The sequence below is a fragment of the Klebsiella scottii genome (genome assembly GCF_036561945.1).
In the GTDB taxonomy this organism is placed as follows: domain Bacteria; phylum Pseudomonadota; class Gammaproteobacteria; order Enterobacterales; family Enterobacteriaceae; genus Klebsiella; species Klebsiella scottii.
Genome location: NZ_JARXNI010000019.1, coordinates 200,311 through 227,155, shown reverse-complemented (window position 1 = coordinate 227,155; position 26,845 = coordinate 200,311). Strand labels below are relative to the sequence as shown.

24 protein-coding genes, 1 tRNA gene and 1 pseudogene are annotated in these 26,845 nt (G+C 59.0%); 16 read left to right on the top strand and 10 right to left on the bottom strand.

Going from position 1 to position 26,845, the window contains the following annotated elements:
* Positions 1 to 2: 2 nt before the first annotated feature.
* The 3 genes from hldE to QFI97_RS04815 are packed head-to-tail and all read right to left on the bottom strand — an operon-like array spanning position 3 to position 5,652.
* The gene (gene hldE / locus QFI97_RS04825; protein ID WP_095099576.1) at positions 3 to 1,436 is read right to left on the bottom strand and encodes a bifunctional D-glycero-beta-D-manno-heptose-7-phosphate kinase/D-glycero-beta-D-manno-heptose 1-phosphate adenylyltransferase HldE; all 1,434 of its coding nucleotides are present in this window, start codon (positions 1,434 to 1,436) and stop codon (positions 3 to 5) included.
* 58 nt (positions 1,437 to 1,494) lie between these two features.
* Positions 1,495 to 4,332: a bifunctional [glutamate--ammonia ligase]-adenylyl-L-tyrosine phosphorylase/[glutamate--ammonia-ligase] adenylyltransferase gene (glnE, locus tag QFI97_RS04820; RefSeq protein WP_346430853.1), complete on the bottom strand. Its 2,838-nt coding sequence runs from the start codon at positions 4,330 to 4,332 to the stop codon at positions 1,495 to 1,497.
* A gap of 21 nt (positions 4,333 to 4,353) precedes the next feature.
* The gene (locus tag QFI97_RS04815; RefSeq protein ID WP_346430644.1) at positions 4,354 to 5,652 is read right to left on the bottom strand and encodes a CYTH domain-containing protein; all 1,299 of its coding nucleotides are present in this window, start codon (positions 5,650 to 5,652) and stop codon (positions 4,354 to 4,356) included.
* A 214-nt stretch (positions 5,653 to 5,866) separates the two neighbouring features.
* Between QFI97_RS04815 and QFI97_RS04810 the strand changes: the two genes are divergently transcribed.
* Together QFI97_RS04810 and QFI97_RS04805 are read left to right on the top strand one after the other, a co-directional pair.
* Positions 5,867 to 6,487 (top strand): TIGR04211 family SH3 domain-containing protein, encoded by a 621-nt coding sequence (locus QFI97_RS04810; RefSeq protein WP_346430643.1) that lies wholly within the window; start codon positions 5,867 to 5,869, stop codon positions 6,485 to 6,487.
* A 61-nt stretch (positions 6,488 to 6,548) separates the two neighbouring features.
* Entirely contained in the window at positions 6,549 to 7,790 is a 1,242-nt protein-coding gene (locus tag QFI97_RS04805) for a multifunctional CCA addition/repair protein (protein WP_095099583.1), read from the top strand.
* An 11-nt stretch (positions 7,791 to 7,801) separates the two neighbouring features.
* On the opposite strand, the gene bacA is transcribed toward QFI97_RS04805, so the two are convergent.
* The gene (bacA, locus tag QFI97_RS04800; protein ID WP_095099585.1) at positions 7,802 to 8,623 is read right to left on the bottom strand and encodes an undecaprenyl-diphosphate phosphatase; all 822 of its coding nucleotides are present in this window, start codon (positions 8,621 to 8,623) and stop codon (positions 7,802 to 7,804) included.
* A 224-nt stretch (positions 8,624 to 8,847) separates the two neighbouring features.
* Positions 8,848 to 9,216, bottom strand: a complete 369-nt coding sequence (gene folB / locus QFI97_RS04795; protein ID WP_095099587.1) for a bifunctional dihydroneopterin aldolase/7,8-dihydroneopterin epimerase — start codon at positions 9,214 to 9,216, stop codon at positions 8,848 to 8,850.
* 230 nt (positions 9,217 to 9,446) lie between these two features.
* Between folB and plsY the strand changes: the two genes are divergently transcribed.
* Positions 9,447 to 10,067, top strand: coding sequence for a glycerol-3-phosphate 1-O-acyltransferase PlsY (gene plsY / locus QFI97_RS04790; RefSeq protein WP_095100107.1), 621 nt, complete (start codon positions 9,447 to 9,449; stop codon positions 10,065 to 10,067).
* A 210-nt stretch (positions 10,068 to 10,277) separates the two neighbouring features.
* Entirely contained in the window at positions 10,278 to 11,747 is a 1,470-nt protein-coding gene (locus QFI97_RS04785; RefSeq protein WP_346430642.1) for an MFS transporter, read from the top strand.
* 146 nt (positions 11,748 to 11,893) lie between these two features.
* Here the strand turns inward: QFI97_RS04785 and QFI97_RS04780 are convergent.
* Positions 11,894 to 11,977, bottom strand: a pseudogene (locus QFI97_RS04780) (short-chain dehydrogenase); the annotation flags it as partial.
* On the opposite strand from QFI97_RS04780, the gene QFI97_RS04775 reads away from it, so the two are divergent.
* From QFI97_RS04775 to QFI97_RS04740, 8 genes are all read left to right on the top strand, one after another.
* A complete protein-coding gene (locus tag QFI97_RS04775; RefSeq protein ID WP_095099590.1) occupies positions 11,967 to 12,791 on the top strand; it encodes an urease accessory protein UreD in 825 nt (274 codons plus the stop codon). The pseudogene QFI97_RS04780 and the gene QFI97_RS04775 sit on opposite strands and share 11 nt — an antisense overlap.
* 9 nt (positions 12,792 to 12,800) lie before the next feature.
* Complete coding sequence (locus QFI97_RS04770; protein ID WP_331834903.1) at positions 12,801 to 13,103, top strand: urease subunit gamma; 303 nt, start codon at positions 12,801 to 12,803, stop codon at positions 13,101 to 13,103.
* 9 nt (positions 13,104 to 13,112) lie between these two features.
* Entirely contained in the window at positions 13,113 to 13,433 is a 321-nt protein-coding gene (locus QFI97_RS04765; protein WP_133600898.1) for an urease subunit beta, read from the top strand.
* Positions 13,426 to 15,129, top strand: coding sequence for an urease subunit alpha (gene ureC, locus QFI97_RS04760; RefSeq protein WP_346430641.1), 1,704 nt, complete (start codon positions 13,426 to 13,428; stop codon positions 15,127 to 15,129). Before QFI97_RS04765 ends, ureC begins: the two co-directional genes overlap by 8 nt.
* Before the next feature lie 9 nt (positions 15,130 to 15,138).
* The gene (ureE, locus tag QFI97_RS04755) at positions 15,139 to 15,633 is read left to right on the top strand and encodes an urease accessory protein UreE (RefSeq protein WP_095099600.1); all 495 of its coding nucleotides are present in this window, start codon (positions 15,139 to 15,141) and stop codon (positions 15,631 to 15,633) included.
* The gene (locus QFI97_RS04750; protein ID WP_095099603.1) at positions 15,634 to 16,308 is read left to right on the top strand and encodes an urease accessory protein UreF; all 675 of its coding nucleotides are present in this window, start codon (positions 15,634 to 15,636) and stop codon (positions 16,306 to 16,308) included.
* Positions 16,309 to 16,316: 8 nt separating this feature from the next.
* Positions 16,317 to 16,934 (top strand): urease accessory protein UreG, encoded by a 618-nt coding sequence (gene ureG, locus QFI97_RS04745; protein WP_095099606.1) that lies wholly within the window; start codon positions 16,317 to 16,319, stop codon positions 16,932 to 16,934.
* Positions 16,935 to 17,087: 153 nt separating this feature from the next.
* On the top strand, positions 17,088 to 18,695 hold the full coding sequence (locus QFI97_RS04740; RefSeq protein WP_346430640.1) for a purine-cytosine permease family protein: 1,608 nt from the start codon (positions 17,088 to 17,090) through the stop codon (positions 18,693 to 18,695).
* Positions 18,696 to 18,737: 42 nt separating this feature from the next.
* On the opposite strand, the gene tsaD is transcribed toward QFI97_RS04740, so the two are convergent.
* A complete protein-coding gene (gene tsaD / locus QFI97_RS04735; protein ID WP_095099614.1) occupies positions 18,738 to 19,751 on the bottom strand; it encodes a tRNA (adenosine(37)-N6)-threonylcarbamoyltransferase complex transferase subunit TsaD in 1,014 nt (337 codons plus the stop codon).
* 349 nt (positions 19,752 to 20,100) lie between these two features.
* Between tsaD and rpsU the strand changes: the two genes are divergently transcribed.
* The 3 genes from rpsU to rpoD all read left to right on the top strand — a co-directional run bounded on the left by rpsU (position 20,101) and on the right by rpoD (position 24,286).
* Entirely contained in the window at positions 20,101 to 20,316 is a 216-nt protein-coding gene (rpsU, locus tag QFI97_RS04730; protein ID WP_001144069.1) for a 30S ribosomal protein S21, read from the top strand.
* A 229-nt stretch (positions 20,317 to 20,545) separates the two neighbouring features.
* Positions 20,546 to 22,291: a DNA primase gene (gene dnaG, locus QFI97_RS04725; protein ID WP_095099616.1), complete on the top strand. Its 1,746-nt coding sequence runs from the start codon at positions 20,546 to 20,548 to the stop codon at positions 22,289 to 22,291.
* Between the two features lie 150 nt (positions 22,292 to 22,441).
* Positions 22,442 to 24,286, top strand: coding sequence for an RNA polymerase sigma factor RpoD (gene rpoD, locus QFI97_RS04720; RefSeq protein WP_041147303.1), 1,845 nt, complete (start codon positions 22,442 to 22,444; stop codon positions 24,284 to 24,286).
* A 74-nt stretch (positions 24,287 to 24,360) separates the two neighbouring features.
* Here the strand turns inward: rpoD and mug are convergent, their stop codons facing one another.
* Positions 24,361 to 24,867 carry a G/U mismatch-specific DNA glycosylase gene (mug, locus tag QFI97_RS04715; protein WP_095099618.1) on the bottom strand — a complete coding sequence of 169 codons (507 nt, stop codon included), beginning with the start codon at positions 24,865 to 24,867 and terminating at the stop codon, positions 24,361 to 24,363.
* Positions 24,868 to 24,991: 124 nt separating this feature from the next.
* On the opposite strand from mug, the gene QFI97_RS04710 reads away from it, so the two are divergent.
* Positions 24,992 to 25,067, top strand: a tRNA-Ile gene (locus tag QFI97_RS04710).
* A 257-nt stretch (positions 25,068 to 25,324) separates the two neighbouring features.
* On the opposite strand, the gene QFI97_RS04705 is transcribed toward QFI97_RS04710, so the two are convergent.
* Together QFI97_RS04705 and QFI97_RS04700 are read right to left on the bottom strand one after the other, a co-directional pair.
* Positions 25,325 to 26,026: a siderophore-interacting protein gene (locus QFI97_RS04705; RefSeq protein WP_346430639.1), complete on the bottom strand. Its 702-nt coding sequence runs from the start codon at positions 26,024 to 26,026 to the stop codon at positions 25,325 to 25,327.
* An 18-nt stretch (positions 26,027 to 26,044) separates the two neighbouring features.
* A complete protein-coding gene (locus QFI97_RS04700; RefSeq protein ID WP_132513653.1) occupies positions 26,045 to 26,749 on the bottom strand; it encodes a GntR family transcriptional regulator in 705 nt (234 codons plus the stop codon).
* Positions 26,750 to 26,845: the final 96 nt, after the last annotated feature.

Here is a 26,845-nt window from a genome sequence, read left to right as displayed (position 1 = left end):
CATTACTTCCCGCTATCTTTCTGGATCTTTTTGATGATGTTAGTGGTCGAACAGCCATCTTCAAAATTCAGCACCAGTACCTCACCGCCGTTTGCCCAGACCTCTTCGCTTCCGGCAATCTGTTCTGGCTTATAGTCACCGCCTTTCACCAGCAGATCCGGCAGGATCCCGGCGATCAGGCGCTGCGGCGTGTCCTCTTCGAAAGAGACCACCCAGTCAACGGCCTCCAGCGCGCCCAGGACGATCATCCGCTGCTCAAGCGGGTTCACCGGACGGGACTCTCCTTTCAGACGTTTTGTCGACGCATCGCTGTTAACCGCAACAATCAGGCGATCGCCCAGCTTGCGCGCGTTTGCCAGATACGAAACGTGGCCAGCGTGCAAAATGTCAAACACGCCGTTGGTCATCACCACTTTCTCACCGCGCTTACGCGCCGCGGCAACCGCCTGCTTGAGCTCTTCTTCATTCATCACGCCAAAACCGGTCTCCGCGCGCCCGCGGACCGCGTTTTCCAGCTCGATCGGTGAAACGGTTGAGGTGCCCAGCTTGCCGACGACCACGCCGGCCGCCGCGTTGGCGAAATAGCACGCCTCTTCCAGCGTATTGCCTGAGGCAAGCGTCGCCGCCAGTACGCCAATAACCGTATCACCGGCGCCGGTGACGTCATACACTTCCTGCGCCTGGGTTGGCATATGCAGCGGCGGTCTGCCCGGCTGCAGCAGCGTCATGCCCTGCTCGGAGCGGGTCACCAGCAGCGCGGACAGTTCAAAATCAGCAATAATCTTCAGGCCGCGCTCAACGATTTCCGCTTCGTCCTTACATTTCCCCGCCACCGCTTCAAACTCAGAGAGGTTCGGGGTCAGCAGCGTGGCGCCGCGATAGCGCTCGAAATCGGTGCCTTTCGGGTCGATCAGCACCGGGACGCCCGCATCCCGCGCCAGCTTAATCATCGTCTGCACGCTGGCCAGAGCGCCTTTCGCATAGTCAGACAGGACCAGCGCCCCGATAGAACCCAGCGCCTGCTGAATACGTTCGTGCATGGGCTGCGGATCGACGCCGGAAAAGCCCTCTTCAAAATCAAGACGGATCAGCTGCTGGTTGCGTGACAGCACGCGCAGCTTGGTGATGGTCGGGTGCGTCGGCACCGAAACGAAGTCGCACTTCACGTTGACGTCGGCCAGCGCTTTACTCAGCGCCCTGGCGGCATCGTCAATCCCGGTCAGGCCAACCAGCCGCGAGGTCGCACCGAGCGACGCGATATTCATCGCAACGTTTGCCGCGCCGCCGGGACGTTCTTCGATATTTTCCACTTTCACCACCGGCACCGGGGCTTCAGGGGAAATACGGCTGGTGGGACCATACCAGTAGCGGTCCAGCATCACATCGCCAACCACCAACACTCCTGCTCGTTCAAATTCCGGCAGCGTTACTTTCATTACTCTCTCCTGCGAGATGCAAACTTTGCGCGCGATAATAGCACACCCGGTTTTTTAGTTAAGCCATCAACCACTTCTGCCAGCTGGCGCTGACCTGCTCACGTTCATGAGCAAAGGCCTCCGGCGCGACGTTTCCCGGCTGCTCCTGCAGCGCCAGATGGTGCAGCGCATCGCGCAGCGTGGTGTAAGCATGAGTCAACGCCCGGGCCTCTTCTTCATCCATAATGTCGTTCTGCGCCAGCAGCTCCAGAATGCGCACATTATCAGACCAGCGCGTCAGCTTCGGCTTGTCGTGGGCATAGCGTAAGACCAGGTACTGGGTGATAAATTCAATATCGGTGATCCCGCCGGCATCGGCTTTAATATCAAAGCGATCGCGCTGCTTATTGCCAAGATGGGCGCGCATTTTCTCACGCATTTCCCGCACCTCCGTCTGCAGCGTCGCCCCCTCGCGCTGGCGGGTGAGGATAGCGCGACGAATCTCATCAAAGCGGATCTGCAGCTCAGGATCGCCGTAGACCACGCGCGCGCGGACCAGCGCCTGATGTTCCCAGGTCCAGGCTTCATTTTGCTGATAGTCGGCGAATGAATCGGCGGTGGTGACCAGCATGCCCGCGGCGCCTGACGGACGTAAGCGCGCATCCACTTCATACAGGATCCCGGAAGAGGTGCGGGTGCTGAAGAGATGCATAATGCGTTGCGCCAGACGCAGATAGAACTGGCGGCCGTCAATCTCGCGTTCGCCGTCGGTCATGGCCTCCGGCGGGCAGTCGTGGAGGAATACCAGATCCAAATCGGAGCTGTAGCCCAGCTCCCAGCCGCCCAGCTTGCCGTAGCCCACGACGGCAAAGCCGCGCCCCTGACGGTCGCGCAGGTGCGTCGGCTGGCCATAGCGCGCCACCATCTGCATCCACGCCTGCTGGACAACCGCATCGATCATCGCCTCGGCCAGCCAGGTTAAGTGATCGCTCACTCTCATCACCGGCAGCGTGCCGGCGATATCCGCGGCGGCAATATGCAGCAGCTGCGCCTGCTTGAACTGACGCAGCGCCTCCAGCTGCTGCTCTTCGTCCTCTTCCGGTACGCGCAGTAAATACTGGCGCAGCTCATCGCGATAGGCGTCGGTCGCCGTCGGCTGATAGAGCGTATTCGGGTCCAGCAGCTCGTCCAGCAGCAGCGGGTGGCGCGCCAGCTGGCTGGCGACCATCGGCGAGGCGGCGCACAGGGATATCAGGTGCTTGAGCGCGCCGGGGTACTCGCTGAGCAGCTCAAGATAGGTCGTGCGGGTCACGATGCCGGTCAGCAGCGGCGTAATGCGCGCCAGCGGCACCGGCGCGTCCGCGCGCGCGCACACTTCGCTGAGCAGGTGCGGCATAAGCTGATCCAGCACCTGCCGCCCGCGCGGGCCAATGGTGCGCCTGTCCAGCTCTTTACGGAAATCAGCGATCAGCGCCAGCACGCTGCGCCGATCGGCATCATCGAGATGCGTCAGCGCCGGGCTGGTATCATCCTCCTCCAGCGCGTCCTGCCACAGCTCGCGCCAGTACTCGGCGAGCTGTTCATCCGGCGACTGCGCTTCATCATCGCCAATCAGCTCGTTGAACACCCGCCGTACGCTGGCCATTTTCTCTTCCAGCTGCGCGCTCAGCGTCTCCCAGTCGGCAACCTGCATCCCCCACGCCAGGCGAGCGCGGTTGAGCTCATCCTGCGGCAGGGTTTGCGTCTGCTCATCGTTGATGCTTTGCAGCAGGTTTTCGAGGCGACGTAAAAACAGGTAAGACTCGCGCAGCCGGGAAGCATCGCCTTCCGGCAGCAGATGCAGTTCGTCGATAGCCGCCAGGGTTGGGAGTAGCGCCCGCAGTTGCAGCGCGGGCTCGCGGCCGCCGCGGATCAGCTGAAATACCTGAACGATAAATTCAATTTCGCGGATCCCGCCGGCGCCGAGCTTGATATTGTCCTTCAGCCCGCGGCGGCGAACCTCGCGGGCAATCATCCCTTTCATATTACGCAGCGACTGGATCACGCTGAAGTCAATGTAGCGACGGAAGACGAACGGCCGCAGCATGGCGCGCAGCTCGCTGGCATAGATTCCTTCGTTATCGCCCATGATCCGCGCCTTAACCATCGCATAGCGCTCCCAGTCTCGCCCCTGCTCCTGGTAGTAATCCTCCAGCGCGGCGAAGCTCAGCACCAGCGGGCCGCTGTCGCCAAACGGGCGCAGGCGCATATCCACGCGGTAGACAAAACCGTCCTGGGTGGCCTGATCGAGGGCCTTAATTAAACGCTGGCCGAGGCGGGTAAAGAACTGGGCGTTATCCAGCTCGCGGCGCCCGCCGCGGGTTGCGCCGTGCTCCGGCCAGGCAAAAATCAGGTCGATATCGGAGGAGAAGTTAAGCTCTCCTCCGCCAAGTTTACCCATCCCGAGGATCAGCAGCGGCTGCGGCTTGCCTTCGGCGCTGCAGGGCGTGCCCCACTCCTGGCAGCTGGCGGCATATAGCCAGTCCCGGGCGGCGACAATCAGCGTCTCCGCCAGCACGCTGAGCTGCTGCAAACTACTCTCTTCGCTGACCAGCGACAGCGCCTGGGCCCAGGCGATGCGCACCATAATCCGGCGGCGAAAGAGGCGCAGCTCGCGCATCAGCGCCGCTTCGTCATTGACCTCCGCCAGCGCCGTCCGTAGCCAGTCGGCATAGTGGCGCCACTCATCCGCTTCCGGCGCCGAGCTCTCCAGCTCTACCAGCCACTGCGGCTGGGCAACCAGGCTCTGCTCGACAAAATCGCTGAACGCCATAACCGACTGCGCCTGCGGACTTAACGTTTGTAATGGAAAATCCGCTGGTAGCCGGTCTACAACCGTCTGCCAGTGCTGCTGTAACTGCGAAGAAAGCGGCATTATAGGGGTCTCCCTGGCCTGAAATTATCGTTTTCCACTATGCAGCCAGAACGGTTCCGCGGCCAGCGCCTGACGACGGAAATATTCAATGACGCTGCTGTCCCGGTGCTCAACGGCCCGACGAAGCTCTTTCCAGTTTTCCAGCCATGACGATGCGGCGTCGGCGTAAGCGCCGGCTAACAGCTGAATAGTGTCGATTTCGCGCGCCAGGCGCGGCAGCTGGCCCTCATACTCATCGCCCAGCGACTGCAGGAACGCGTTTTTCAATTCAGCCGCCGCCCGCGAAAGCTGAATATCGGCAAAGCGTTTAAAAGACCCGGCAATTTTCTTCTGCGCGTTCTCGTTGAGAAACTCGCGCCAGCCGCGGCTTACCAGCCATTCCGTCAGCATCAGCTTCGCGCTGACGGTGGCGATGCTGAACAGCGCCGCCTGCGCATTTTCAGCCGCTGACAGCGCCGCCTCCGCTTCGCTTAGCTGCTCGCGCAGCGCCGCGGTGGCTTTACGCGGCACGATGCCGCCGAACAGCGCCAGCGTATGACGCAGGCGGGCAATCGCCCGCAGAATTTCGCCTTTTGCCGCCGGGTTGCCGCGGCTCCAGACTTCATCATGATAAAGCCAGTGGGCCAGGGCGCTCTCCAGCGCCGCCTCCATTCCCTGCTCAACGCTGGCCTTCGCTACAGCCGGCAGAATATCCAGCGCGGTCAGCGGACGTTCGCCGTCGCCCTGAGCCAGATGGTAGCCTCGCGCCGCCTTGCTCAGACTCCCCTGACACAGCGCGCCGGTATCCAGCAGACGACGGGCGAGGATCAGGACATCTGCGGTATTGCCGGACAAAAGCTCCAGCTCCAGTTCACAAATGGCTTCCTGATGCTCACCGGCCTTAACCTCACCGCGATCGAGGGCGATTTCAATCTGGCTGTCTCCTTCGCTCACCACCCATTTTTCACGTTCGAAATCAGTGCTGAAGAGCGGCTGTACGCTTTGCGCCAGCTCGGCCGGCAGTTCACCCTGCGGCCACACTTCCGCCGGCAGCAGGCCCAGCGCCAGCTCCGGTTTTTCCAGCGGGATGTTGTATTCCGGGCGCTGATGCAGCCCGCCCACCACCCGGCCGGCAATTTTCAGGGTCATTTCGTAACGACCGCGATCGCCGCGAATACGCAGCCCCATATCATGACGGCGCAGCCAGTTATCCGCCGTTTCATAGTAAATATTGAGCAGCTGTCCTGCGGGCGTGTGCTGCGCATTGAGCGTATTAAGGTGCTGACGCAGTGTTTCCACACCGCTATCGGAGACGATAAATTTTAATTCGATTTCTTGCGCCATGACTGAATTTTTCCGCTTCTGTGCTCTGCAGGGAAAATACGGCGAACTAACGCCGATATTTCTTGTCAGTAGATAATATTTTGCGGCGAATCGCCATGCAATGCGCATTTTGCCGGGCCACCTCCTGGATGTTTCCGATTGTGGCGGAAAACTTTGCGTCGCTATGGTGATGCCACTACTATCGTTCAACTTTTTATGACCAAACGATGACCTGATGCCAAAATTACGCCTGATTACGATAACTTTGCTGGCGCTTAGCGCCGCTACGGCGGTTCATGCAGAAGAAAAACGCTATGTTTCTGATGAGCTGAACACCTGGGTTCGCACCGGTCCTGGCGATAATTATCGTCTCCAGGGAACCATTAATGCCGGGGAGCAGGTCTCTCTGCTGCAGACCAACGACAGCACGAATTACGCCCAGATCCGCGACAGCAACGGCCGCACCGCCTGGATCCCGCTGAAAGAGCTGAGCAATGAGCCCAGCCTGCGCACCCGCGTACCGGATCTCGAGAATCAGGTTAAGACCCTGACCGACAAGCTTAACAACATCGACACCACCTGGAACCAGCGCACGGCGGACATGCAGAAGAAGGTCGCCGGGAGCGATAACGCTATTAACGCCCTGAAAGATGAGAACCAGAAGCTGAAAAATGAGCTGGTTGTCGCGCAGAAAAAGGTCAATGCCGCGAATCTGCAGCTTGATGATAAGCAGCGCACCATCATTATGCAGTGGTTTATGTACGGCGGCGGCGTGCTGGGCGTTGGCCTGCTGCTTGGGCTGGTGCTGCCGCATCTGATCCCGAGCCGCAAGCGTAAAGACCGGTGGATGAACTAATTCGTCTTCTCTGCCAGACTTACGTATCATCCAGCGCAAAGTAGATACGGGAGAATCAGGCGTGAAGATTTATTTGGTCGGCGGTGCCGTCCGGGATGCATTACTCGGACTACCGGTCAAAGACAGAGACTGGGTGGTGGTGGGCGCCGCGCCCTCAGAGCTGCTTGACGCGGGCTACCAGCAGGTAGGCCGCGATTTTCCCGTGTTCCTGCACCCGCAAAGCCGGGAGGAGTACGCCCTGGCGCGAACCGAGCGTAAATCCGGTGCCGGCTATACCGGCTTCACCTGCTACGCCGCGCCCGACGTCACCCTCGAACAGGATTTACTCCGCCGCGACCTGACGGTTAACGCCCTCGCCCAGGATTCAGACGGCCAGATTATCGACCCCTACGGCGGCCAGTCCGATCTGCGCCAGCGCCTGCTGCGCCACGTTTCACCGGCTTTTAGCGAAGATCCGCTGCGCGTTCTGCGCGTAGCGCGCTTTGCCGCCCGCTACGCCCATCTCGGGTTCCGCATTGCGGATGACACCATGACGCTGATGCGCGCGATGGCCGATGCCGGCGAGCTGGCGCATCTGACGCCGGAGCGGGTGTGGAAAGAGACCGAGAGCGCGCTGGGCACCCGCAACCCGCAGGTCTTTTTCCAGACCCTGCGCGACTGCCGCGCGCTCGGCGTGCTGTTCCCGGAAATCGAGGCGCTATACGGCGTACCCGCACCGGCCAAATGGCATCCGGAAATCGACACCGGCCTGCATACCCTGATGACCCTGACCATGGCGGCAATGCTGTCGCCGGAAATCGACGTGCGTTTCGCAACCCTGTGCCACGATTTGGGCAAAGGGCTGACGCCGAAAGCGCTCTGGCCTCGTCATCACGGCCACGGGCCGGCCGGCGTCAAGCTGGTCGAGCAGCTTTGCGCTCGCCTGCGCGTCCCGAATGAGATCCGCGACCTGGCGAAGCTGGTCGCCGAATTCCACGATCTGATTCATACCCTGCCGATACTGCAGCCCAAAACCCTGGTCAAGCTGTTCGACAGCATCGACGCCTGGCGCAAGCCGCAGCGGGTGGAAAAAATTGCCCTCACCAGCGAGGCCGACGTTCGCGGCCGCACCGGCTTCGAAGCCTGCGACTATCCGCAGGGGCGCCTGCTGCTGGAAGCGTGGCATATCGCCCGGTCGGTCTCGACGAAAGAGGTGGTGGCGGAAGGTTTTAAAGGACCGGAGATTCGCGAGGAGTTAACGCGGCGGCGTATTCTGGCGCTCGCGCAGTGGAAGGAAGAACGCTGCCCTCAGCCGCAAGACTGAGGGCCAGGGTCTTAGAAGAAGACTACGTAAACGACCGCCGCCACGATAAAGCGGTAGATAGCGAACGGAATAAACGAAATACGTTTAATCAGCTGCAGGAAGGTCTTAATCGCAATCAGCGCCACGATAAACGCCATAATAAAGCCGACGGCAAACATCGGAATATCGCTGGCGTTCAGGAAGCCGATGCTTTTATAAACGTCCAGCACGGTGGCGCCCATCATCATCGGTACTGCCAGCAGGAACGAGAACTCCGAGGCCGCATAGCGGCTGACGCCCATGAGCATGCCGCCGGAAATCGTCGCGCCGGAGCGAGAAAAGCCCGGCCACAGCGCCAGGCACTGGAAGCAGCCAATCACGAACGCCTGACGATAGGTCATATCGTCAACGCCTACCGCGCGCGGCTCCTTCGGCTTCAGCACCTCAGCGGCAATCAGCAGCACGCCGCCGACCACCAGCGCATACATCACGTTGACCGGGTTAAATAGCGACTTAATGGTGTCGTGGAATATCAGGCCCAGCACCACCGCCGGAATCATCCCTAACAGAATATGGATAAGCGATAAGCGACCGCTGCCCTGCCCTTCATGCGCAGGTGGTTTACCGAAATGGATACCGATCAGGCCAAACAAACGACGCCAGAACATAACGACAACGGCAAGAATAGAACCTAACTGAATGACCACCTCAAATGTATTTGCAGTATCACCTTCAAATCCCAGCAGATGACCAACAATAATCATATGACCAGTACTGGAAACAGGTAAAAACTCTGTCAAACCCTCAACCACACCCAATATTGCCGCCACCAGCAGCGAGTGTATATCGCTCATCCAATAAACCCTTTAAAAGTAAAATGAAAAAACCAGGCACTACGAGCCATGCCATCAGGCGTCATTGGTGCAGCCAGTTTGGCCTCGGACGGCGCGTCAATTCCGGAGCGTACACGGAGTACGTGAGGATTTCGAGCCCCGTTCGAGGAGAATATGGCAAATAAAATAACCTGACGGCCGGCACTAAGACCTGTATAAGCCCAAATTGTTTAATCAATATGACCTTAAAAGTTTTGTTTCAGATTAAGGCCACGCTCAATGATGACGCCGACGTTGGCCGCGCGGGCAACCGCGCCCGGTTTACTGACTTTAATTCGCACCCACGGTGAGGAGAATTTTGCCAGCAGCAGATCGGCAATTTCTTCGGCCACGCGTTCGACCAGCGCAAAACGCCCCCCTTCAACGTGGTTGATAACCAGCTCGCTAATATCGGCATAGCTAAGGCAATCGCTCACGTCATCGCTGGACGCCGCTTTACGGTTATCCCACGCCATTTCGATATCGAACACCAGCTTCTGCTCAATGGTTTGTTCCCAGTCATAAACACCAATAGTGGTGATTACCGAAAGTTGCTCTATAAATACAATATCCATCACGACCTGCCTGCTTTTTGGCTAAACCGGATACCACTTCCGGCGAATTATGCGTATTATCCACAGATGCAAAGACATCCCCTAAATAATTTGCGTTGCAGGAAGGCGGCGGCGCAGCGAGCTTCCGGGAGCATAGCGTCACTATGTATCCGGGCGCGCGAGGAGAGCCCACGCACCGGCTGCGCCAAGGATGACGGGGATAAAACGACACTTTCAAAATGGAACAGCTGATGAGTGCAATCGCGCCTGGACTCGTTATCCTTGCCTACCTCTGCGGCTCAATTTCCAGCGCCATTCTGGTTTGCCGCCTCGCTGGCCTGCCCGACCCTCGCGATAGCGGCTCAGGCAACCCTGGGGCGACCAACGTCCTACGAATTGGCGGCAAGGGAGCGGCCGTAACGGTGCTTATTTTCGATGTGCTCAAAGGCATGCTGCCGGTCTGGGGCGCATGGGCACTCGGTCTGACCCCTTTCTGGCTGGGCCTGGTGGCGATTGCCGCCTGCATTGGTCATATCTGGCCGGTGTTCTTCAATTTTCGCGGCGGCAAGGGCGTTGCGACCGCTTTCGGCGCCATCGCGCCCATCGGCTGGGATCTCACCGGCGTCATGGCCGGAACCTGGCTACTGACCATCCTGCTCAGCGGCTACTCTTCGCTCGGCGCCATCGTCAGCGCGCTTATTGCGCCGTTCTACGTCTGGTGGTTCAAACCGCAGTACACCTTTCCGGTATCGATGCTCTCCTGCCTGATCCTCCTGCGCCATCATGACAATATCCAGCGCCTGTGGCGCCGTCAGGAAACCAAAATCTGGGCCCGGCTGAAGAAGAACAAGAAAAAGCCGGAACAGAAATAATCTCCGCGCCCGGCGCTGCCGGGCACGATTTTCCCCGACAATATCTTTTGATCCCCCGGCCTTACAGCCAATCATTCCACCGCGCCGCCGTTTAAAAGATAATCCTTTCGCTACAATCACTTAGTTATGTCTTATAACCAAAAATGATTTATTCGCCCGCCCCGCGATGTTTACTCTGAATCTCCTGATAAGACACAACAGAACAATAATATGACAGACGTAATCAATGCGGCGCCGATTGCAGCGGCAGGGTCGCCTGACGGGGAAGTTCGATGGATACGCGGCGCGGCGGACGTTTCGCGCCTGATTAACGAGGGCAGCAGCGGGCGCAGCAACGCGCGCATCGTCATGGGCATCGCGCTAGGCGGGATTTTTCTCGATGCCTACGATCTTGGCTCCCTGGCCTTTGGCCTGAAAGACATTACCCGTGAATTCAACCTGACGCCCGCCGGCACCGGCATGGTGGCCTCAGCCATCACCTTCGGCGCCATCGTCGGCGCGCTGCTGGGCGGCTATCTGACGGATAAAATCGGCCGCTACCGCGTCTTTATGGCGGATATGCTGTTCTTCGTGGTTGCCGCTATCGCCTGCGCGCTGGCGCCCAACGAATACGTCCTCACCGGCGCCCGGTTCGTCATGGGGCTCGGCGTGGGTATCGACCTGCCGGTGGCGATGGCCTTCCTGAGCGAATTTTCTAAACTCAAAGGGCCGGGCAACAAAGCCGCCAGCGTCGCCATGTGGTGCCCGACCTGGTACGCCGCCATCAGCGTCTCATATCTGCTGGTGCTATTTTTCTACGCCGCGCTGCCGGAAAGCCACAGCGACTGGCTGTGGCGGCTGATTCTCGGCTTCGGCGCGATCCCCGCGCTGGTGATTATCGCCATTCGCAGCTGCTATATGAGCGAGTCGCCGGTTTGGGCCGCCAATCAGGGCAACCTGCGTGAAGCGGCCTCCATTCTGCGCCAGGCCTACAACATCAACGCCCACGTGGCGCAGGATGCGCTGGATAAACCGGCGCCGGTGGTGAAAAAAGCGCAATGGAGCAACTACTTACGCCTGTTCCAGGGGGTTTACCTGCGGCGGACGACCCTGGCAACGCTGCTCTCCGTAGTCTCATCATTTGCCTATAACGCCGTCGCCTTCGGCCTGCCGGTGATTATCTCCAGCTTCTTCGTCCAGTCGATGCTGACCACGATTCTGATCTCGCTGGCGCTGAACCTGCTCTTCGCCTTCGTCGGCGGGCTGCTGGCCGTACGGCTGGTGCCGCGCCTTGGGGCATGGAAAATGTCGCTGGCGGGATACGCCTGCCAGCTGGCGGCGCTGCTGGGGCTGGCGCTGATTGGCCGCCCGGAAGGCGCCGCCGAAGGGATCGCCGCGGTTGCCATGCTGGCGCTGTTCCTCTTCGGCCAGGGCTTTGGCCCCGGCGCGCACACCATGACCTTTGCCTCGCTGAGCTACCCGACTTCACTGCGCGGCGTCGGCGTCGGCCTGAACCAAACCCTGATGCGCAGCAGCTCAACGCTATCGCTGTTCCTCTTCCCGCTGCTGGTCGCGGCGCTGGATACGCGCGTCTTTTGGGTTATCGCCGCGGCGCCGCTTATCGGCCTGCTGTCGCTGCTTGCCATCCGCTGGGAACCTTCGGGCTACGATATCGACGCCGAGGATTATCAGGATAAATAGCGTTACCACCGGGCGCTCGCGCTGAGCGCCCTTTACCGCCCCTCACCTTTCAACATGTAGCTATCCCGCCTGCGGGGGAAGGTCCAGGGACGGACTCTATCCGCAGCCGCCGGGCGGTTTACGGGGCAACAGCCATAAGCTTTTCATATGATCGGGATGCTTTGCGGCCGATCAATACTCATCGCTGCTGTTTTATCTTGAGTTTGCAGGGGCGCAACATTGCACAGCACCGTGTTACCACAGACAAAAAAAGGCTGGCAGGCTACGCTGGATCTCCGCTTTCAATCTACCGGCGATAAAACGGTCCTGACCTCTTCCCGTCACGTTGGCCCGTTAACCGTCCAGCGCCCTTTTTATCCCGAAGAAGAAACCTGCCACCTCTATTTATTACATCCGCCGGGCGGCATCGTTGGCGGCGATGAGCTGACGATTACGGCCGCCCTCGACGGCGGCAGCCACGCGCTGATGACCATGCCCGGCGCCAGCAAGTTTTACCGCAGCAGCGGCGCGCAGGCGCATCTGCACCAGCGCTTCACCGTCGCGGCGCACGCTATTCTTGAATGGCTGCCGCAGGACGCTATTTTTTTCCCCGGCGCGCGGGCTAATCTGCATACCACCTTCCATCTTTGCGCCACCAGCACCCTTTTAGCCTGGGATCTGCTGTGCCTCGGCCGCCCGGTGATTGGCGAAACGTTTAGCCACGGCACTCTCGCGAACCGCCTGGAAGTGTGGGTTGATGAGACGCCGCTGCTGGTGGAACGGCTGTGCCTCGCCGATGGCCAGCTGGCCTGCATCGCGCAGCGGCCGTGGGTGGGGACGCTGCTGTTCTATCCGGCTAATGAGACCCTGCTCGACGGCGTGCGCGAACGGCTCGCCGGGCTCGCCAGCTACGCCGGCGCCAGCCTGACCGACGGCCTGCTGACGGTCCGATTTTTAAGTGATGATAATTTGCTGTGCCAGCGGGCGATGCGCGATATATGGCAGTTTATGCGCCCGCATCTGACCGGGAAACCCCCGGTTCCTCCCCGAATCTGGCTGACCTGAGAGAGCGCTATGGAACTGACACCCAGAGAGAAAGATAAGCTGCTGCTGTTTACCGCCGCGCTGGTGGCTGAGCGCCGCCTGGCCCGTGGGCTGAAGCTGAACTACCCGGAAGCGGTGGCGTTAATTAGCGCCTTTATTATGGAGGGCGCCCGCGACGGCAATAGCGTGGCGGCGCTGATGGAAGAGGGCCGCCACGTCCTGACCCGCAGTCAGGTCATGGAGGGCGTGCCCGAAATGATCCCCGACATCCAGGTCGAAGCCACCTTTCCGGACGGCTCGAAGCTGGTCACCGTCCACAATCCAATAATCTGAGGTTCCGCGATGATCCCAGGTGAGTACCAAGTGAAACCCGGCCAGATAGCCCTTAACGTTGGCCGCATGACCCGCAGCATAATCGTTGAAAATCACGGCGACCGGCCGATCCAGGTGGGATCGCACTATCACTTCGCCGAAGTGAATCCGGCGCTGAAGTTCGACCGCGAGCAGGCGACGGGCTATCGCCTGAATATCGCCGCCGGTACCGCGGTCCGTTTTGAACCCGGGCAAAAGCGAGAAGTGGAGCTGGTTGCTCTTGCCGGCTCCCGCGCGGTGTACGGCTTTCGCGGCGCGGTTATGGGAAAACTGGAGGCAAACGATGAGTGAAATTTCACGCCAGGCCTATGCCGATATGTTTGGCCCCACCACCGGCGATAAGGTCCGCCTTGCGGACACCGAGCTGTGGATAGAGGTCGAAGACGATCTCACCACCTACGGCGAAGAGGTGAAGTTCGGCGGCGGAAAGGTGATTCGCGACGGCATGGGCCAGGGCCAAATGCTCTCAGCGGAGTGCGTCGATCTGGTGCTGACCAATGCGCTGATCGTCGATCACTGGGGGATCGTGAAGGCGGATATCGGCGTCAAAGAGGGGCGCATCTTCGCCATCGGCAAAGCGGGCAACCCGGATATCCAGCCTGACGTCACCATCCCTATCGGCGCGGCGACGGAAATCATTGCCGCCGAAGGTAAGATAGTCACCGCCGGCGGCGTCGATACGCACATCCACTGGATCTGCCCGCAGCAGGCGGAAGAAGCGCTGGTCTCCGGCGTCACCACGATGGTCGGCGGCGGCACCGGACCGGCGGCGGGCACCCACGCCACCACCTGCACCCCCGGTCCGTGGTATATCTCGCGGATGCTGCAGGCGGCGGATAGCCTGCCGGTCAACATCGGCCTGCTGGGTAAAGGCAACGGCTCCAATCCGGACGCGCTGCGCGAGCAGGTGGCGGCAGGGGTGATTGGCCTGAAAATCCATGAAGACTGGGGCGCGACGCCCGCGGCCATCAACTGCGCCCTGACCGTCGCCGATGAGATGGACGTTCAGGTGGCGCTGCATAGCGATACCCTCAACGAGTCCGGGTTTGTCGAAGATACCCTGGCGGCGATTGGCGGGCGTACCATCCACACCTTCCATACCGAAGGCGCCGGCGGCGGCCACGCGCCGGATATTATTACCGCCTGCGCGCACCCCAACATTCTGCCCTCCTCCACCAACCCGACGCTGCCCTACACCGTCAATACCATCGATGAACACCTCGATATGCTGATGGTTTGCCATCACCTCGACCCGGACATCGCGGAGGACGTGGCGTTCGCCGAATCGCGCATTCGGCGGGAAACCATCGCCGCGGAGGACGTCCTGCACGATATCGGCGCTTTCTCGCTGACCTCTTCCGATTCGCAGGCCATGGGCCGCGTCGGCGAGGTGGTGCTGCGCACCTGGCAGGTCGCCCACCGCATGAAGGTCCAGCGCGGCCCGCTGGCGGAAGAGCGCGGCGACAACGACAATTTTCGCGTTAAGCGCTATATCGCTAAATACACCATTAACCCGGCGCTGACCCACGGTATCGCCCATGAGGTCGGCTCGATTGAGGCCGGCAAGCTGGCCGATCTGGTGCTGTGGTCCCCGGCGTTCTTCGGCGTGAAGCCGGCGTGCGTGGTGAAGGGCGGGATGATTGCCATCGCGCCGATGGGCGATATTAACGCCTCTATTCCTACCCCGCAGCCGGTGCACTATCGGCCGATGTTCGGGGCGCTGGGCAGCGCCCGCCATCGCTGTCGGCTGACCTTCCTGCCGCAGGCGGCGATAGACAGCGGCGTGGCGCAGCGCCTCAATCTGCACAGCGCCACGGCCACGGCGAAGGGCTGCCGAACGCTGCAGAAGGCCGACATGATCCATAACGGCCTGCAGCCCAATATTACCGTTGATGCGCAAACCTACGAGGTGCGCATTGACGGGGAGCTAATAACCAGCGAACCGGCAGAAGTGCTGCCGATGGCGCAACGTTACTTTCTGTTTTAAGGAGTCCGGATGCTGTATCTGACCCAACGCGTGGAGACGCCGGCGCAGGCAACGGCCAGCGTCACGCTGCCGATTGATGTGCGGGTAAAAAGCCGAATCAAAGTCACCCTTAACGATGGGCGCGAAGCGGGCCTGCTGCTGCCGCGCGGCCTGCTGCTGCGTGGCGGTGACGTTCTGAGTAATGAAGAGGGCAGCGAGTTTGTCGCAGTCATTGCCGCCGATGAGGGCGTCTCCGTCGTGCGCTGCGAGGACCCGTTTACGCTGGCGAAAGCCTGCTATCACCTCGGCAACCGCCACGTTCCGCTGCAGATTATGCCCGGCGAGCTGCGCTACCACCACGACCACGTGTTGGACGATATGCTGCGCCAGTTCGGCCTGCAGGTAAGCTTCGCCCGGCTGCCGTTCGAACCGGAAGCCGGCGCCTACGCCAGCGAGAGCCACGGGCATGGACACGGGCATCATCATGGCCATAGCCACGATGACCACCATGAGCACAGCCACTGAATGTCGTCGCTGGAAAAACGCCTGCGGCTGATGCAGCTGGCCAGCAGCAATCTGCCGGTCGGAGGCTATAGCTGGTCGCAGGGGCTGGAGTGGGCGGTGGAAGCGGGCTGGGTGGCCGATACTCAGGCCTTCGAACGCTGGCAGCTGCAGCAGATGGAGCAGAGCTTTTTTACCGTCGATCTGCCGCTGTTCGCCCGCCTCTATCGCGCCTGCGAAGATAACAACCTGCCCGAGGCGCAGCGCTGGGCGGCGTATCTGCTCGCCTGCAGAGAAACCCGCGAGCTGCGCGAAGAGGAGCGTAATCGCGGGGCGGCATTCACCCGACTGCTTGCCGACTGGCAGCCGGAGTGCCCCAAAGAGTGGCGGACGCTGTGCCAGCAAAGCCAGCTTGCCGGGATGGCCTGGCTTGGCGTGCGCTGGCAAATCCCCCTTGCCGATCTGGCGCTGAGCCTCGGCTACAGCTGGATTGAGGGCGCGGTGATGGCCGGCGTTAAGCTGGTGCCTTTTGGGCAACAGGCCGCGCAGCAGCTGATCATCCGCCTGTGCGATCGCTATGCGGCGGATATGGCCAGCGCGCTTGCCGCCCCGGACGGCGCGATCGGCTCCTCCACGCCGCTGGCCGCCATCGCCTCCGCCCGGCATGAAACGCAGTATTCCCGATTATTCCGTTCTTAGGAGAAAGCATGAACAACTACAAACATCCGCTGCGCGTGGGCGTCGGCGGCCCGGTCGGTTCCGGGAAAACCGCGCTGCTGGAAGCGCTGTGTAAAGCCATGCGCAACACGTATCAGCTGGCCGTCGTCACCAACGATATCTACACCAAAGAAGATCAGCGCATCCTCACCGAAGCCGGCGCGCTTGAGCCGGAACGTATCGTCGGCGTCGAAACCGGCGGCTGCCCGCATACCGCCATCCGCGAAGACGCGTCCATGAACCTGGCGGCGGTGGAAGCGCTGAGCGAAAAATTCGGTAACCTCGAACTTATCTTCGTCGAAAGCGGCGGCGATAACCTCAGCGCGACCTTTAGCCCAGAGCTGGCCGATCTGACCATCTACGTCATCGACGTGGCGGAAGGGGAGAAAATCCCGCGCAAAGGCGGCCCGGGGATCACCAAATCGGACTTCCTGGTGATCAACAAAACCGACCTTGCACCGTATGTGGGCGCCTCGCTGGAAGTGATGGAGCGCGACACCATGCGGATGCGCGGCGAGCGTCCGTGGGCCTTTACTAACCTCAAGAGCGGCGACGGCCTGCAGAGCATCATTGCCTTCCTCGAAGACAAAGGCATGCTGCGCCGCTAGGCCCGTGCACCATCCGGACGCGCCCGCGCCCGGATGGTGCATTCGACGCCCTCTTTTTATCCTCCCCTCCCCCACAGCCCCCTGCGGCGCCTGCTCTACGAAGTGGCATAAGGTTTGCTAATTACAGTCATACCTGACCATTAAGGAATGACTATGTCATCACTGGATATTAAAACTGAGCTACCTGCACAAACCGGCACATCCGGCTCCCGTGAAACATTGGAAGATTACACCCTGCGCTACGCTCCGCTGAGCTTTCGCCGCTGGGGGCCGGGCGTCGTCGCCGTCACCGCGCTGGGCGGCATTGCCTATCTGGCCGACTTTTCTATCGGCGCCAGCATTGGCATGGCGTGGGGCACCACCAACGCCATTTACTCGATTCTGCTGGCCGCGCTGGTGATTTTCCTGACCGGCATTCCGCTGGCGATCACCGCCGCCCGCTATAACATCGACCTCGATTTAATCACCCGCAGCGCCGGGTTCGGCTATTTTGGTTCGGTCATTACCAGCATCATTTTTGCCGGATTTACCTTTATCTTCTTCGCCCTTGAAGGCTCGATTATGGCGCAGGGGCTGCTGGTCGGCCTCGGGATCCCGCTGTGGATGGGCTACCTCATCGCGACCCTGATGGTACTGCCGCTGGTCGTTTACGGCATGAAGGCCCTGACCCGTCTGCAGGTCTGGACCTCGCCGCTGTGGCTGGTGCTGATGGTCGTGCCGGTGGCCTGGCTTATCGCTAAAGATCCTCAGCTGGTGGATGGCTTTATGAACTTCGCCGGTAAGAACGACGCCTCGCGCGTGGATTTAACCGCCATTATGCTGGGCGCCGGGGTATGCCTGTCGCTGATCATGCAGATCGGCGAGCAGATTGACTATCTGCGCTTTATGCCGCCGAAAACGGCGGAGAACAGCAAAAGCTGGTGGCTGGCGGTCTTTTCCGCCGGTCCGGGCTGGGTGGTGCTGGGGGCGATTAAACAGATTATTGGCGCCTTCCTCGGCTTCTACCTGCTGACCCGCTTCCCGGCGGTACATAACACCGAGCCGGTTCAGCAGTTCGTCAGCGTCTTTGACAATCTGGTGCCCGGCTGGCTGGCGCTGACCCTGGCCGTAGTGCTGGTGGTTATCTCGCAGATTAAAATTAACGTCACCAACGCCTACTCCGGCTCGCTGGCCTGGACCAGCGCCTGGACGCGCACCACCCGCAGCTATCCGGGGCGGATCGTCTTCGTTGTCGTCAACCTCGCCATTGCACTGGCGCTGATGGAAGGCGATATGTTCAGCGCGCTGTCGTGGATCCTCGGCTTTTACTCCAACTTCGCCATTGCCTGGGTTGTGGTGGTCGCCACCGATATTACCGTCAATAAAGGCCTGCTGAAGCTGGCGCCGGCCCAGCCGGAATATCGCCGGGGGATGATCCATAACGTTAACCCGGTGGGCGTGGTTGCCTTTGCTCTCGCCGCCGGGCTCTCTATCTGCGCATTCTTCGGCCTGCTCGGCACCACCCTGGCCCCGTTCTCACCGCTGATTGCGCTGGCTGTCGCCCTGGTGATGACGCCGCTGATGGGCATTCTGACCCGCGGCCGCTACTACATCAAACAGCACGATGACGGCATTGCCGAACCGCGCTACGACGCTCAGGGGAACGCCTCCACCACCGTGTATCGCTGCATTACCTGCCGGGAAGAGTACGAACGTCCGGACGTGATGCACTCGGCAAAACATCAGGGGGCGATTTGCTCGCTGTGTAAGAGTATGGAATAGCTCAGAAAGGCAGGCCGACGCGAGGTCGGCCTGTTAGCAGGATCAGGCCGCCGGCAGCTCGGCGAGCGGCCAGCGCGGGCGCACGGTGACGCCGAGGTCGGGCTTCGCTCCGCTCCGCAGGCGCACCATTCCGGCATAGGCGATCATCGCGCCGTTATCGGTACAGAACTCGGGGCGAGCGTAGAACACTTCGCCGCCGCGCTTTTTCATCATCTCGGCCAGCTTCGCGCGCAGCGTGCGGTTGGCGCTCACGCCGCCCGCCATCACCAGGCGCTTAAAGCCGGTCTGCTCCAGCGCCCGACGGCACTTAATCATCAGCGTATCCACCACCGCATCTTCAAACGCCCGCGCAATATCCGCCCGGGTCTGCTCGTCATTTTCATTATTGCGGATGGTGTTGGCGGCAAACGTCTTCAGGCCAGAGAAGCTAAAATCCAGCCCCGGACGATCGGTCATCGGGCGCGGGAAGACGAAACGGCCTTCGCTCCCCTGGGAGGCCATTTTAGAGAGCATCGGGCCGCCGGGGTAATCGAGGCCCAGCAGCTTCGCGGTCTTATCGAACGCTTCCCCTGCCGCATCATCTATCGATTCACCCAGCAGTTCATACTGACCAATACCGGTCACGCTAATCAGCTGGGTATGGCCACCGGAAACCAGTAGCGCCACAAAAGGATAGTCCGGCGGATTATCTTCCAGCATCGGCGCCAGCAGATGCCCTTCCATATGGTGTACCGGGATCGCCGGTACGTTCCAGGCGAACGCCAGCGAACGGCCTACCGTTGCGCCAACCAGCAGCGCGCCGACCAGCCCCGGCCCGGCGGTGTAGGCAACCGCATCAATATCTTTTGCCGTCAGCCCAGCCTCTTTCAGCGCCGCCTGGATCAGCGGCACCGTTTTACGCACGTGATCGCGCGAAGCCAGCTCAGGAACCACGCCGCCGTAGTCAGCGTGTAGTTTCACCTGACTATACAATTGGTTGGCCAGCAGGCCTTGCTTATCGTCGTAAATGGCGATGCCGGTTTCATCGCAGGATGTTTCAATACCCAGTACACGCATGTCTTGTTTTACCTCGCTCTAATACCGCGCAGTTTAGGACCAATGCGGGTTGATGTATACCCTAAGAATTCCAGGCAGCAGCGCGACACGGCCCGGAGCCCACAAGGGGTACGCGGGCGGGGCGGGCGAGAAAAGCCGGCCCCGGGACGGACTCCGGGGCAGCGGACATAAAACTTTGTTCGCCCCAGGAAGAACCCTCGTGTATACTCCTCACCCTTATAAAAGTCCTTTCAAAAAGGGCGCAGGTGCTTTACAAAGCAGCAGTAGTTGCAGTAAAATTCCGCACCATTTTGAAATAAGCTGGCGCTGATGCCAGCAGCAAACCGAATTAATCAAAGGTGAGAGGCACATGCCGGTAATTAAAGTACGTGAAAACGAGCCGTTCGACGTAGCTCTGCGTCGCTTCAAGCGTTCCTGTGAAAAAGCAGGTGTTCTGGCGGAAGTTCGTCGTCGTGAGTTCTATGAAAAACCGACTACCGAACGTAAGCGCGCTAAAGCTTCTGCAGTGAAACGTCACGCGAAGAAACTGGCTCGCGAAAACGCACGCCGCACTCGTCTGTACTAATCTGTTGAGGGCTAAAGCCCTCAATTCAGGCTGAGTTGTAAGTTGTAAGGCCGTGCTTCCGGAAGGAATGCGCGGCTTATTTTCGTTTATGCATTAGCATATACGCCCCACCCTTCAGGATGCACCAAAGCAGCAAAAGAGCGAATCCCAGGAGCTGGCTGACGTCAGTGGCAGGGGCGCATCGGCGCTGAAGCAGCTTGATGGATAAGGTGTATAATTTACGGGGCCTATGGCTGGACGAATCCCACGCGTATTTATCAATGACCTGCTGGCGCGAACCGACATCGTCGATCTTATCGACGCGCGGGTAAAGCTCAAAAAGCAGGGCAAGAACTACCACGCGTGCTGTCCATTTCATAACGAAAAAACCCCCTCTTTTACCGTCAACGGTGAAAAACAGTTTTACCACTGCTTTGGCTGCGGTGCGCACGGCAACGCCGTCGACTTCCTGATGAACTACGACAAGCTCGAGTTCGTGGAGACGGTCGAAGAGCTGGCCGCCATGCACAACCTTGAAGTGCCGTACGAAGCGGGCAACGGACCCAGTCAGATAGAACGCCATCAACGGCAAAGTCTCTATCAGCTGATGGATGGTCTGAATGCGTTTTATCAGCAGTCTTTGAAGCAGCCCGCCGCCGACCCCGCGCGCCAGTATCTGGAGAAGCGTGGTTTAAGCAGCGAGGTCATTGCGCGCTTTGCGATTGGCTACGCGCCCCCCGGTTGGGACAACGTTTTAAAACGTTTTGGCGGCAATCAGGAAAACCGCCAGTCGCTTATCGATGCCGGCATGCTGGTGACTAACGATAAGGGACGCAGTTACGACCGCTTCCGCGAACGGGTGATGTTCCCGATCCGCGATAAGCGAGGCCGGGTAATTGGTTTTGGTGGTCGCGTGCTGGGTGATGCCCTGCCGAAGTACCTTAACTCCCCGGAAACCGATATTTTCCATAAAGGTCGTCAGCTGTACGGCCTGTATGAAGCGCAGCAGAACAACGCCGAACCGCCGCGTTTGTTAGTTGTCGAAGGCTATATGGACGTCGTCGCACTGGCGCAGTACGACATTAACTATGCCGTCGCGTCGCTTGGCACGTCGACCACCGCCGACCATATTCAGCTGCTGTTCCGGGCGACCAATCAGGTCATCTGCTGTTACGACGGCGACCGGGCGGGCCGCGAGGCCGCATGGCGAGCGCTGGAGACGGCGCTACCGTATATGTCCGACGGCCGTCAGCTACGCTTTATGTTTCTGCCCGACGGCGAAGACCCGGATACGCTGGTGCGTAAAGAGGGTAAGGCCGCGTTTGAAGCGCGGATGGAGCAGGCTCAGCCGCTCTCCACGTTTTTGTTTAACAGCCTGCTGCCGCAGGTTGATTTGAGCACCCCGGACGGGCGCGCGCAGCTAAGCACGCTGGCGCTGCCGCTGATCACTCAGGTTCCGGGCGAGACGCTGCGCATTTATTTGCGCCAGGAGCTGGGCAATAAGCTGGGGATTTTAGATGACGCCCAGCTTGAACGTTTAATGCCGAAACTGACAGAAAGTGGCGCACCGCGCCCTGCGCCGCAGCTAAAACGCACGACCATGCGTATACTGATAGGACTGCTGGTGCAAAATCCGGATCTGGCGCCGCTGGTACCGCCTCTGGCAGGCCTGGATCAGCGCAAAATGCCGGGACTGGGCTTGTTCAGCGAACTGGTTAACACCTGTCTGTCTCAGCCGGGTCTGACCACCGGGCAACTTTTAGAGCAGTATCGCGGCACAAATGAGGCCACGACCCTTGAAAAACTGTCGATGTGGGACGATATAGCAGATAAAGATATCGCAGAAAAAACCTTCACCGACTCGCTCAACCATATGTTTGATTCACTGCTTGAACTGCGACAGGAAGAGTTGATAGCTCGCGATCGCACGCACGGCTTAAGCAGTGAGGAACGCCGGGAGCTCTGGACTATCAGCCAGGAGCTGGCAAAAAAATGAATTGCACGGCTTAAGTGCCGAATATCGTTCGGGAAGCCCCCGACAGCCGCGCTGAGGCGCAGCGGCAATAATATAAGTACGCCCTCGCTTTAAATGCTGGCAGTTTGTCTGTCAACACCAATCAAACGAATTAAGTGTGGATACCGTCTTATGGAGCAAAACCCGCAGTCACAGCTTAAGCTTCTTGTCCAACGAGGTAAAGAGCAAGGCTATCTGACCTATGCCGAGGTCAATGACCATCTGCCGGAAGATATCGTCGACTCCGATCAGATCGAAGACATCATCCAAATGATCAATGATATGGGCATTCAGGTGATGGAAGAAGCACCGGATGCCGACGATCTGCTGCTGGCTGAAAACAGCAACAACACCGACGAAGATGCAGAAGAAGCAGCTGCACAGGTTCTGTCCAGTGTTGAATCAGAGATCGGACGCACGACCGACCCGGTGCGCATGTATATGCGCGAAATGGGTACCGTGGAACTGCTGACCCGCGAAGGCGAAATTGACATCGCTAAGCGCATCGAGGACGGGATCAATCAGGTCCAGTGCTCCGTTGCCGAATATCCGGAAGCCATTACCTACCTGCTGGAACAGTACGATCGCGTTGAAGCTGAAGAAGCGCGTCTGTCAGACCTGATCACCGGATTCGTCGATCCGAACGCCGAAGAAGACATGGCGCCAACCGCCACGCACGTCGGCTCCGAACTGTCTCAGGAAGAGATGGATGACGACGAAGAAGATGAAGAAGAAGAAGACGACGACAGCAGCGATGACGACAACAGCATCGACCCTGAGCTGGCGCGCGAGAAATTCGGTGAGCTGCGTACGCAATACGAACTGACCCGCGATACCATCAAAGCAAAAGGCCGTAGCCACGCCGCAGCACAGGAAGAAATTCTCAAGCTGTCTGAAGTCTTTAAACAGTTCCGCCTGGTACCGAAACAGTTCGATTACCTGGTCGGCAGCATGCGTAGCATGATGGACAGAGTGCGTACTCAGGAACGCATCATCATGAAGCTGTGCGTCGAACAGTGCAAAATGCCGAAGAAAAACTTCATTACGCTGTTCACCGGCAATGAAACCAGCGAAACCTGGTTCAACGCGGCTGTCGCCATGAACAAACCGTGGTCTGAAAAGCTGCACGACGTCAAAGAAGACGTTCAGCGCGGCCTGATGAAGCTGCAGCAGATTGAAGAAGAAACCGGCCTGACCATCGAGCAGGTTAAGGATATCAACCGTCGTATGTCCATCGGTGAAGCGAAAGCCCGCCGTGCGAAGAAAGAGATGGTTGAAGCAAACTTGCGTCTGGTTATTTCTATCGCCAAGAAATACACCAACCGCGGCCTGCAGTTCCTGGATCTGATTCAGGAAGGTAACATCGGTCTGATGAAGGCAGTAGATAAGTTCGAATACCGTCGCGGCTACAAGTTCTCCACCTACGCAACCTGGTGGATCCGTCAGGCGATCACCCGCTCCATCGCGGATCAGGCGCGCACCATCCGTATTCCGGTGCATATGATTGAGACCATCAACAAGCTCAACCGTATCTCCCGCCAGATGCTGCAGGAAATGGGCCGCGAGCCGACGCCGGAAGAGCTGGCCGAGCGCATGCTGATGCCGGAAGATAAAATTCGTAAGGTGCTGAAAATCGCCAAAGAGCCTATCTCCATGGAAACGCCGATCGGCGACGATGAAGATTCGCATCTGGGTGATTTCATCGAGGATACCACCCTCGAGCTGCCGCTGGACTCCGCTACCACGGAAAGCCTGCGCGCTGCCACCCACGACGTTCTGGCTGGCCTGACCGCTCGTGAAGCGAAGGTCCTGCGTATGCGTTTCGGTATCGACATGAATACCGACCACACGCTGGAAGAAGTGGGTAAACAGTTCGACGTTACCCGCGAACGTATTCGTCAGATCGAAGCGAAAGCGCTGCGCAAGCTGCGCCATCCGAGCCGCTCTGAGGTTCTGCGTAGCTTCCTGGACGATTAATCGTCAGGCAGTAAATGCAAAAAGCTCCCTACGGGGAGCTTTTTTTTGCCCGGCGTTTGCCTCCGGAACGGAAGCTATAGACCGCGCGACGCCAGCGCGTCGTCAAGCTCCCGATACGCTTCCACCAGCTTATCCAGCGTCGCCCGGTTCAGTCCGCTGGGATTCGGCAGCACCCATAGCTCGGTCGCCCCGATAGTCTCCTGCTGCCTGCCCCACTGCACGCTGCGGGCCTGAAACGCCTTCTCAAAGGCCTGCTTGCCAAGAACCGCCAGCGCCCGCGGCTGATACTGCTCTATTTTCTGCACCAACTCTCGCCCCCCGTTACGCAGCTCCTGCAGCGCCACTTCGCTGGCCTGCACCGTCGGACGCTCCACCAGCATGGTGATCCCGCAGCGGGTGTCGAGCAGCTGCAGCTCCTCTTCCGGCTTCAGCTGCCGGTCGGTGAAGCCCGCCTGATGAATCACCTTCCAGAAGCGATTCCCCGCATGCGCGAAATGAAAGCCGGTATGGGCGGAGGATTTTCCCGGATTGATCCCGCAGAAGACCACCCGCAGGTTCGGTGCCAGAATATCGTTAATCATCGTGCCCCCTGCTCAATAGCTAAAAGCTGATTATAAAGGATTGAAAATGCGTTGTTTATAAAAACAGCAGCCGCGCGTTTTAGGCTGGATTGCGTCTGCCAGTTACTTTATAATCCCTCGCCACGGCCCCTTAGCTCAGTGGTTAGAGCAGGCGACTCATAATCGCTTGGTCGCTGGTTCAAGTCCAGCAGGGGCCACCAAATTTTAGATTTAAAATCATATAATTAAGCCACTCGAAAGAGTGGCTTTTTTGTTACACGATGTTATTACTGGCGTAAAAAAGACCATATCTGGTGGGCGTTTATCATAGGGACAGCGGGCCGCTTACCGAGGGGCGACTATCGTCCCTGGTGTGGCAATCAAGAAAGTTGCAGGGCCAGCGCCCGGTACGAAATCGCGCTGATGCATCAATGTGAAACAAGCTCTCCGACGAAGAACCGCATCAACGGGGAGGAGATCAGCAATCCCGGTGATCGGCTTCCCCCAGCTTCCAGTAGGCGGTGATATCCGCGTTTTTCCGGCTACGTCCTGATTTGAATAGCGCCTGACGAATTTGAATGACATCGCCATGCTCTCCGGCCCCCCATACCTTTTCAGGGGCAAGGCGCTGGATTGTATTAATCACGTGCGTGCAAAAATCATCAGACCGGGGGGACAATCGGGTTACGCTAAGCGTGCAGCAGACCGGCGGCGGCGGATAATCTTGTTTGTCATCAAGAGCCAAAATAACGTGCGCGGTGGCATTCGCTGCCAGCGTCGGAATAATAGCAAATATGGCAGGAATAGCCGTTTCGTCGCCGAACAGCAGCAGGGAGCCGACCCCCTCGACGGCCAGCCCTTCTCTGGGGCCGGCAAGGCGAACAATCTCTCCGGGGCGTGCGCTTTTTATCCAGCTCATGGCGGGGCCGCTGCCATGCCGAACAATATCAAGGCTAAGCGTCTGCGCCTCCTGATTCAGGCTGCTGATCGTGTAGGCCCGGCCAGGGCCCTCAGCCTCGCCGGGCGGGGTAAAAAATAGCTTCACCCAGGCGCCGGGCAGAGCATCAGCAAAATGGGCCACCGCCTCACCAGACAGCACCACACGCGTCATTCGTGGGTTGATGTCGGCGATCTGGCGAATGCAGGCCGGGCGTAACAGGCGACTTTCATGCTTATCCACACGTACCGCTCCTCTGACTCAAGGGATAAAAGATGCCTTCTTCCCGGGAGAAACCGCATTGAGCGCACTCAGCATGACGTCCCGGGTTTGATTAAGATGTTCCGTCAGTATGGCAGTCGCCCGATCGGCATCATTGGCAAGGATCGCCTCCAAAAGCTCATTGTGGTCGGCGTTGCGCTCCCCTTCTTCGGCTGTGACGGGTAATAAAACGCGCTGATAGATAGAAAAAGCCTCAGCCAGCTGTTTTATCATCAGAAACAGCCAGTCACTCCCACAATTTTCCATCATGATAAAGTTGAAATCCTCATGGCGAGAGTGCCATCCTGGATTGAGCTTTCCTGGCTCTTCTGCCAGCGTTTGTGGCGTATGCACCAGCCGATGGTTCGCTGCCACCAGCCGTGCCTGCCACTCCACATCTCGCGTTGCAATTGATTTACGCAGGGCGATACTTTCAAAAAGAATTCGCTGCTCGGTGAGATCCCGAAGGTCATCAGCATCCAGCCCACGAACGCTAAAACCCTGCTGAGGGGCCACTTCTACAAGCAATTCACCCGCCAGACGATTCAGTGCTTCCCTGATAACGTTGAGGCTGACATCAAAGCGATGGGCCAGCTCAGAAATCTTCAGCTTGTTCCCCGGTATCAGTTGTCCGGTCAGAATCAGTTCCCTGATACGAGCATAGATCGTCTGATTCAGCGACCTTCCTTCCTTGAGCGTTTTCATTGCAACCTCTGTTTAATTTTCAATAAGTTAATTTTAAAAGTCCATCATTGTGTTAATAGTAGCACAAAAGATGTTAAGAAGACATTAATACCAAAA